Annotated in this window: 1 protein-coding gene; it reads left to right on the top strand. The window is 58.9% G+C overall.

Annotated elements, in window-relative coordinates:
* Positions 1 to 63 precede the first annotated feature (63 nt).
* A protein-coding gene (locus tag C5L10_RS33345) for an IS5 family transposase (protein ID WP_105433212.1) occupies positions 64 to 821 on the top strand; the annotation gives its coding sequence in 2 pieces (ribosomal slippage) (positions 64 to 406 and positions 406 to 821; 759 coding nt in all).
* Positions 822 to 839: the final 18 nt, after the last annotated feature.

The raw sequence follows: 839 nt of genomic DNA, 5'->3' as shown, positions 1-839 counted from the left end.
AGGATTCCCAAATCGCCTGAAGGCTGATTCATAGGCTCCCGTGTTCAACGCGGAGGTCTGCGGGTGGCAGCCAGACGGTATGAATTGAGCGATGTGCAGTGGGCGCAGATTGCGTCGTTGTTGCCCGGCAAATCCGGCGATCCCGGGCGCACAGGTTCGGACAACCGGTTGTTTATCAATGGTTGTCTTTGGGTGTTGCGCTCGGGGGCGCATTGGCGTGATCTGCCGGAGCGGTATGGCAAGTGGAAGACGGTGCATAAGCGCTTCAGCCGCTGGTGCCACGCTGGTATTTGGGAGCAGGTGTTCCAGACGCTGACGGCCGATCGTGATAATCGGTATCTGATGATCGACAGCACGATCGTTCGCGCCCATCAGCAGGCGGCATCCGGAAAAGGGGGGCCAAGGATCAGGCGCTGGGGCGTTCCAGAGGCGGACTGACCACCAAGATCCACATGCTGGCCGATGCGCTTGGCCGACCATTGCGTTTCATCGTGACATCAGGTCAGGTCGGAGACATCACGCAAGCGCCGGCGCTTCTGGAGGGGCAGATCGGCAATGCCGTGCTGGCCGATAAAGCCTATGACAGCAACGCCTTGCGGGAAACGATTGCCGGCATGGGAGCTGAGGCGGTGATCCCGTCAAACCGCTCGCGCAAGATCATCATTCCGCACGATGAACTCGCCTACATCAATCGAAACCGCATCGAGCGCTGCTTCAACCGAATGAAGCACTTCCGCCGCTTCGCGACGCGCTACGACCGCAGAACCATTCACTTCCAAGGCTTCGTATATCTCGTGGCCACTATCATTTGGCTGCGATGAATGTCGATTCGTCCTAGG

This window comes from Neorhizobium sp. T6_25, assembly GCF_002968555.1.
GTDB lineage: Bacteria > Pseudomonadota > Alphaproteobacteria > Rhizobiales > Rhizobiaceae > Neorhizobium.
Note: the sequence above shows the minus strand (reverse complement) of the source record. Positions and strands in the feature narration are given on the sequence as shown.